Source organism: Wolbachia endosymbiont of Trichogramma pretiosum, from assembly GCF_001439985.1.
In the GTDB taxonomy this organism is placed as follows: domain Bacteria; phylum Pseudomonadota; class Alphaproteobacteria; order Rickettsiales; family Anaplasmataceae; genus Wolbachia.
In genome coordinates this window covers 598,524-605,070 of the sequence record NZ_CM003641.1, presented here as the reverse complement: position 1 = coordinate 605,070, position 6,547 = coordinate 598,524, and the positions used below count along the sequence as shown (strand labels likewise).

The window sequence follows — 6,547 nt, the reverse complement described above, 5'->3', positions numbered from 1 at the left end:
ATTTACTGATATAGGTGTGGCTAAATTTAAATTAGCTGCGTAAATTTACTTTGATTTACATGCACTATCAGTTCTATGCAATAAAGCCTACCGGGATCACCCTTGTTGCCTGTAAGACCTTGTGTACCATTGAAGACCCTTAGACCTGGATCTCCTTTTGAACCTGACAACCCATCTGATTATTTGGGACCTTCTGGACCTTGTAACCCATTCGCACCTGGTTATCCTTTGTTACCTTTAGAACCTATCTTTCCTTTCTCACCCATATCACCTTTTATCCCTATGGCTCCATCTAATCCTTTAGGACCAATATCTCCCTTTGTTACATTTATACCCGGCTCACCTTTTATGCCTGGCTCTCCTTTAGGAACTTGTGCACCTGGCAATCCATCTGTTCCATTATCTCCTTTATCACCTTTAGAACCAGTATCTCCTTTGGGAACTTTTATCTTTCCTGGATTTTGTGTCAACTCTTCTGCTATTCCTTCATGTAAGACTGGATCATTTACCAGCACTTTTTTTATCTTGATCATCTTTTGCTTCTAGTACCGCTCTTCCTAATTCACCTACTTTTTGAGTGTCAAAGAACTGATGAACAATATTTTCAACTATTGTTTTTGCTGCATTCACATCGCCTTTTAATTTGGCATACTCAAGCAAATACTTAACTAATTTTCCTTGTATATTTCTTGCTTCACGATTTCTATAGTCTTTGGCTGCTTATTTAAATTACTATTAAGATTATGAGCTTCTATCTCGCTCATATTGCTTCTATCAACAAGTAGTTTAGCAAGCTTTTCTGCAATTTCATATTTTTGGAAGGCTATAGGATAGGGATTGTTTTTTCTTTATAGAATCGCTTGTTATCTTACTAACAGCATCTTTTATAATGTTTTTTGCTTCCTCTAAAGAAAGTTTACTTACTACTCCTTCAGTAAGTTTTGCTACATCAATTTTATTCACAAGTTCCTGCAAATTAAGATTAATTTTACCGGCAATCTGAGTTGCAAGATTTTCACCTTTGATACCATTTGCGTTAAGAACTGCTTCTCCTAGCTTAGCTTTTTTACTAGTAACTAATTCAGTTACTATTTCTATAGCACTTGAGGCATCTCCCTTCTCACCTTTTGAGCTAGTATCTCCTTTAGAACCTTCTGGACCAGGAAAACCTCGGTCACCCTTATTATCTTTGGAACCTTGTTCGCCCTTTAAACCCCGTTCACCGTTACGACCTGGTTCGCCCTTTTGGCCTGGAGGACCTTGTATGCCCTTAACTAACGCTTTTAAATAATCTTCTCGCTTTACATGCTCACCAAAAAATGTGCTTTTCTTTCTGAAAATCCTATGGAATTACGCTGATCTTCTTCCATTATAGCTGCTGCTAAAGGATATAGATGGGCTCTGTTAGAAGAAAATTCGGTAACAACTTGATTAATACTTGGAGTTATTCCATTAGTGCCTTGATTTCCTTTTTCTCCTTGATCACCTTTTGATCCATGCGCACCTGACGATCCAGTATCCCCCTTGTTACCTTGATGACCAAGCGCTCCATCGAAGGCTCTACACCTTTTGTCCCCTTTTACCTGGCTCACCTTTAGGACGTAGTACACCAGTACGTTCTAATCTTTCAATTTTGCGTTTTAAAAGTTTAATTTCTGTTTCTAAATTTATATGTTCTTGAATATTCACATCAACCTCCAAAAAGTTATCAAACTTTTCTAAGTTATAGTAATAAGGATATGGACCTGGTCTATTGTCATGCTCATACCGAAAAGAATTAGGGTTAAAATTATAAAAATTTTTGCATGTGCTATTTTCATACGATATGCAACCAACATAATTGTTGCTAACTTTTTTACTGCGAAATAGGTATCTTGTGCTTTCAAGCTCTCCATTTTATGAAAAGGGAATAACTCGAATGTATTGCTTATACGAGTAAATGCTGAATTGATATCATTCAATATGCCAACTTTTCTACAAATTTAATCATATACCTGAGCCCTCCTATATAATTTGTATATATTTCTTGATTCTTCAAACAAATAGTCTCCTATTTTTATTTTGAGTCTTTTATTAGGTGATCTTTTAAGATCTTCCAAAATAAAACTGACATTTTTGCTGCTAATTATGTCTTTTGGATCTATTAAAACTTTCCTATTTTCTAGCCGTTCATAATAAATACTACAGCTTTCACGATTATATGTGTTAACATAGAAACCATATGTGTAATTCTGAGGTATAAGATCAATAGTAGCGATGATACTAGCTTTGCCATCATAGTAATAATAAGGTCTATCAGAGGTAGTAACTAAAGCGAATTTGTAATTATTTCCCACCCTTTCTAGCTTTAATTGTGGCCATTCAGATAAGTCGTTTAGTATACTTGCCACGTCATACTTCAAATCCCAAATGTGAAAACTCAGATCAATATTGGTCTCGATGATAATGTAAGATACACTAGGCAGGGTAAATGTTGTTTTTGTTATTTAATTTTACTTGTGCAGGCATCCTACGACCAGTTCTATTATTACAATCTTTTTGTAGGATACCTTCCTTTTCTAGTTTAAAACGTATTTCCACCTCCCTTTGCGATTAGATATAATTAATTTATGGGTATTAATTCTTGATTAATAATGATGATTAGTAAATATAATTATATTTTACACTAATTTAATTATAAATTAACTTGTGAAAGAAAGTTATTGTTTTACAACTGGGCATAAAAATGCTTTATATTATCGAATTTCTTACTGCTCCAGCTCTTTCATCTTATAGATGATGTTGTTCCAGTGCTTGATACTGAAATCCAGTTCTTCCATAATCTCGTTGGAAACGTTTTCAGTATAGGGATAAATTTTATTAATCTACAGAAAGGTCCTCACCGTAAGCATAAAGAAGCCAGTTAAATTTATCAAGCAATTTTTTTTATGAAACAGCTACTTCTTCAATTTGATTGAAGTAAAAAACTGGTTTCCATTGCGGTAAATAAGCAACATTATTGAATCTTTGCCGTCTTTCTTTACTGCTGAATCAATTTGTTTTTGAAAATCATTAGTATTTTCAATATTGATTCCATCTAGTTGAATAATTATATCACCTTTCTTAATAACACGTAGTGTAGAATTACCACTACTATCCACACTAGTAACTACTACACCCTTTGTGGGTGCATTATTTTTTAGTTCTTTTGGCAAATTTGAAACGGTTAAACCACTTATATCACTAGATGTTGATTTACTTTCTTCTTGATCATTACCTGAATTATCGTTTGCAGATTCCTCGATTGCAACCTTGATATTGACCTCCTTACCTTTTCTAAGTAACTTAACCTGTACTTTGTTTCCGGGCTTAGTCCGTGAAACCATATGAGGTAGTTGCGTCATTCTATCAATTTTTTTGCCGTCAAACTCTAATAGTATATCACCTACTTTGATTCCTCCTTTCTCTGCAGGACTGCCCTTTACTACGCTTGCAACTAATGCACCTTTGACATCTTTTAAACTCAAGGACTCAGCAAATTCTTTTGTCATAGGCTGAACTTGCACGCCAAGCCAACCATGTTTTATTTTTTTACCACTTTTTAATGTATCAATAATTGAAATAGCTAGATTAGATGGTATAGCAAAGCCTATACCCACGTTACCGCCAGACTCAGATGGGGAATAAATAGCAGTATTAATACCTATAACTTTTCCATTAAGATGAAATAGTGGTCCCCCTGAGTTACCTCTATTAATTGCAGCATCAGTTTGAATAAATTCATTCATAGTACCAATACTAATGTCTCTAGATCTTGCAGATACAATTCCTGTACTTACAGAGCCACCCAAACCAAAAGGGTTGCCTATTGCAATAACTGTATCACCAACCCTTGCTTTATCAGAATTACCAAATTCAACAAAAGGAAGATCTTTATCAGAATTAATCTTAAGCACAGCAAGATCAGTTTTTGCATCATAGCCCAAAACTTCTGCTTTGAAATAAGTATTATCGTTCATAGTAACTGTAATATCTTGGGCATTTTTGATAACGTGATAGTTGGTCACTATGGTTCCACTTTTATCTATAATAAATCCAGAGCCAAGTAACGTCACTTCTCTATTAATGCTAGGAGCTCTATCGAAAAATTGATCAAAATGCTCGAAAAATTCTCTAAAGTCATCAAAGAAATTATTTCTTGGCATAAAGGGAATTTTAGTTCTACTGTTATTTTCTTGCTTAACTATTTGCTCACTTGAAATATTTACAACTGCTGGAATAAGTTCTTCCACTATATCAGCAAGCCCTTTATTACAACTACATACAGGATCTGCAACTGTTTTTTCAAACAGATTAGCATATGAAGAAAATGAAATTAAAAAATATGCAAATATAGATAAAATAAATGCTTTACTTTTCATAAACTATTTCCATCCCTTGTTCAAAATATCTAAGAAATTATTATTTGGTGAAAGTACAAATTTAGTATTACCCTCAGCAAATGATTTACTGTAAGCTTTCATAGAGCGATAAAAGTTAAAAAACTCTTCATCAACCTTGAATGCCTCATTATATATTCTAGTTGCTTCAGCATAACCACGGCCTCTTATTTCATGTGATTCTTTTACTGCACTAGAAACAATTCCCCTTTTTAATTTATCAGCTTTTGATCTAATTTCTTGTCCAGCTTGTTCTCCTTCTGCTCTAATTTCTTTTGCTTCCTTTTCTCTTTCAGTTTGCATGCGGCGGAATATTGCAGAACTATTTTCTTCTGGTAGATCTGCTCTCTTAATTCTTACATCTATTATCTCTATGCCAAATTTTCTGGCTTCAGAATAAACTCCACGTTGAATTAATTGCATAACTTCTGATCTCTTTTCATTTAATAAACTAATTAATGAAAATCTTCCTATATTCTCCCTTATGTGAGCTTCTATGACAGGATATAATCTTCTAACTAGCCCTGATTCATTTTTTACAGTTTGATAAAAAGTAATAGGATCTATTATTTTATATTTTGCATAAGCATCTACTATAATACGCTTTTGATCTGCAGTTATCACTTCCCTTGGAGTTTTATCAGGACTTAAATCTAAAATTCTCTTATCAAGAAATTCTACGTTATTTATAAATGGCAATTTAAAATATAAACCACTGTCCCTAACATCTTTTACTACTTTACCGAGTTGTATAACTATTGCTTGTTTTGTTTCTTGAACAACGAAGATTGAATTAGATAATGCAATCAACAACACAACAAATACAAAAGCAAAAACAATTTTAATATTACTACTCATGACTATTTTCCTAGATTTGTAAGGGGTAAATAAGAGAACATACCTTTTAGATCGTCTGTTATAACAAACTTATCTACCTTGCTAAAAATATTTTCCATAGTTTCAAGATAGATACGATTCTTAACAAGAGAAGGATTTTGTCTATATTCTTCATGGAGAGATAAAAAGCGATTTGCATTACCTTTTGCTTCATTTATTATTTCATTCTCGTATGCTTCTGCATCTAATTTTATCTTTATTGCTTCACCTTTTGCACGAGGTATAATATCATTACTGTAAGCGTATGCTTCGTTTATGGTACGCTCCTTATCTGCGCGAGCACTTTGTACATCCCTAAATGAGCTAATCACCTTTTCTGGTGGATCAATTTTTTTCATTTGAACCGATAAAATCTCTATACCCATTTGATATCCATCAAGAATCTGTTGCAATAAAATTCTAGTATCTCTAGAAATTTCAGCCCTACCTTGACCTTCGAGTGCAAAAGAGATCGTATTCTTACCTATTATTTCTCTCATAGCACTTTCAGCAGCATTTTTAACGCTAAAACCAGGTTTATAATCCCGTACTTTGAATAAATAATCTTTAGCATCCCTTACTCTCCATTGGACCTCAAAGTTAACGTTGACTATGTTCTCATCTCCGGTAAGCATCACTCCTTCACCACGATCTGTATCTCGCCCATAAGAGCTGCTTATCCCAATTTCTTCACGATTTACTTCTTTAACGTTCACTTTAAAAACCTTACCAATAGGGTAGGGGAAGTGATAACGCAAACCAGATGTTTCTGTATTGTAATATTTGCCAAAAGTAAGTTCTATACCTTCCTCACTCGGATGGACAATATAGAAACCAGTACAAAAATAAAACAACAAAACAATAAAAATGACAAAATAAGGTTTTTTACCCCTATTTCTGTTTAAGCCATTAAAAAAGTATCTTATATCAGACACAGCTTTACCTAGAATATCTTCATTACCTGGACCTGAAGGTTTATTTCCAAGGTTCCAAGGATTACGCTCATCCATAAAAATTATTAATTGTATAACTAACACGCTGATATTACTTAATCTTATCAAAAAATGCAAAACTATTTTGTTTGTAAATCAATGATCAGATTGAAGGATGTGATCATACACCTCCTTTTTTCTATATGTTATGGTCAATTCTACAGAATTTCTAGCTTTTTTTGAATTCTTTATTGTCGTTTTTGATAGGTATCGTTAGTTGTATATTAATTATCAACATAAATGAATTGTGTATCTGAGTTT

At 33.4% G+C, this 6,547-nt stretch carries 10 protein-coding genes; all 10 read right to left on the bottom strand.

Annotated elements, in window-relative coordinates:
- Positions 1-221 precede the first annotated feature (221 nt).
- Positions 222-533: a hypothetical protein gene (locus wTpre_RS06585; protein ID WP_245609325.1), complete on the bottom strand. Its 312-nt coding sequence runs from the start codon at positions 531-533 to the stop codon at positions 222-224.
- Positions 502-660, bottom strand: a complete 159-nt coding sequence (locus wTpre_RS06580) for a hypothetical protein (protein WP_245609324.1) — start codon at positions 658-660, stop codon at positions 502-504. The genes wTpre_RS06585 and wTpre_RS06580 overlap by 32 nt, the downstream gene beginning before the upstream one ends.
- A 147-nt stretch (positions 661-807) precedes the next feature.
- On the bottom strand, positions 808-963 hold the full coding sequence (locus tag wTpre_RS06575; RefSeq protein ID WP_245609323.1) for a hypothetical protein: 156 nt from the start codon (positions 961-963) through the stop codon (positions 808-810).
- Between the two features lie 338 nt (positions 964-1,301).
- Positions 1,302-1,592 (bottom strand): collagen-like protein, encoded by a 291-nt coding sequence (locus wTpre_RS06570; protein WP_245609322.1) that lies wholly within the window; start codon positions 1,590-1,592, stop codon positions 1,302-1,304.
- Positions 1,561-1,689 (bottom strand): hypothetical protein, encoded by a 129-nt coding sequence (locus tag wTpre_RS07190; RefSeq protein WP_256359274.1) that lies wholly within the window; start codon positions 1,687-1,689, stop codon positions 1,561-1,563. The genes wTpre_RS06570 and wTpre_RS07190 overlap by 32 nt, the downstream gene beginning before the upstream one ends.
- Positions 1,690-1,718: 29 nt before the next feature.
- Positions 1,719-1,961, bottom strand: coding sequence for a hypothetical protein (locus wTpre_RS06565; RefSeq protein WP_245609321.1), 243 nt, complete (start codon positions 1,959-1,961; stop codon positions 1,719-1,721).
- Positions 1,962-1,982: 21 nt separating this feature from the next.
- Positions 1,983-2,390 carry a hypothetical protein gene (locus wTpre_RS06560; RefSeq protein ID WP_245609320.1) on the bottom strand — a complete coding sequence of 136 codons (408 nt, stop codon included), beginning with the start codon at positions 2,388-2,390 and terminating at the stop codon, positions 1,983-1,985.
- Positions 2,391-2,936: 546 nt separating this feature from the next.
- Positions 2,937-4,400: a DegQ family serine endoprotease gene (locus wTpre_RS02890; protein WP_068651843.1), complete on the bottom strand. Its 1,464-nt coding sequence runs from the start codon at positions 4,398-4,400 to the stop codon at positions 2,937-2,939.
- A 3-nt stretch (positions 4,401-4,403) separates the two neighbouring features.
- A complete protein-coding gene (hflC, locus tag wTpre_RS02885) occupies positions 4,404-5,276 on the bottom strand; it encodes a protease modulator HflC (RefSeq protein ID WP_068651841.1) in 873 nt (290 codons plus the stop codon).
- Between the two features lie 2 nt (positions 5,277-5,278).
- Positions 5,279-6,304, bottom strand: a complete 1,026-nt coding sequence (hflK, locus tag wTpre_RS02880; protein WP_068651839.1) for an FtsH protease activity modulator HflK — start codon at positions 6,302-6,304, stop codon at positions 5,279-5,281.
- Positions 6,305-6,547: the final 243 nt, after the last annotated feature.

Bases quoted from the DNA above. Each gene is read 5' to 3' on its own strand.
- wTpre_RS06585 (WP_245609325.1), bottom strand. From the start codon at position 533: ATGATCAAGATAAAAAAAGTGCTGGTAAATGATCCAGTCTTACATGAA.
- wTpre_RS02890 (WP_068651843.1), bottom strand. From the start codon at position 4,400: ATGAAAAGTAAAGCATTTATTTTATCTATATTTGCATATTTTTTAATT.
- hflC (WP_068651841.1), bottom strand. From the start codon at position 5,276: ATGAGTAGTAATATTAAAATTGTTTTTGCTTTTGTATTTGTTGTGTTG.
- hflK (WP_068651839.1), bottom strand. From the start codon at position 6,304: ATGGATGAGCGTAATCCTTGGAACCTTGGAAATAAACCTTCAGGTCCA.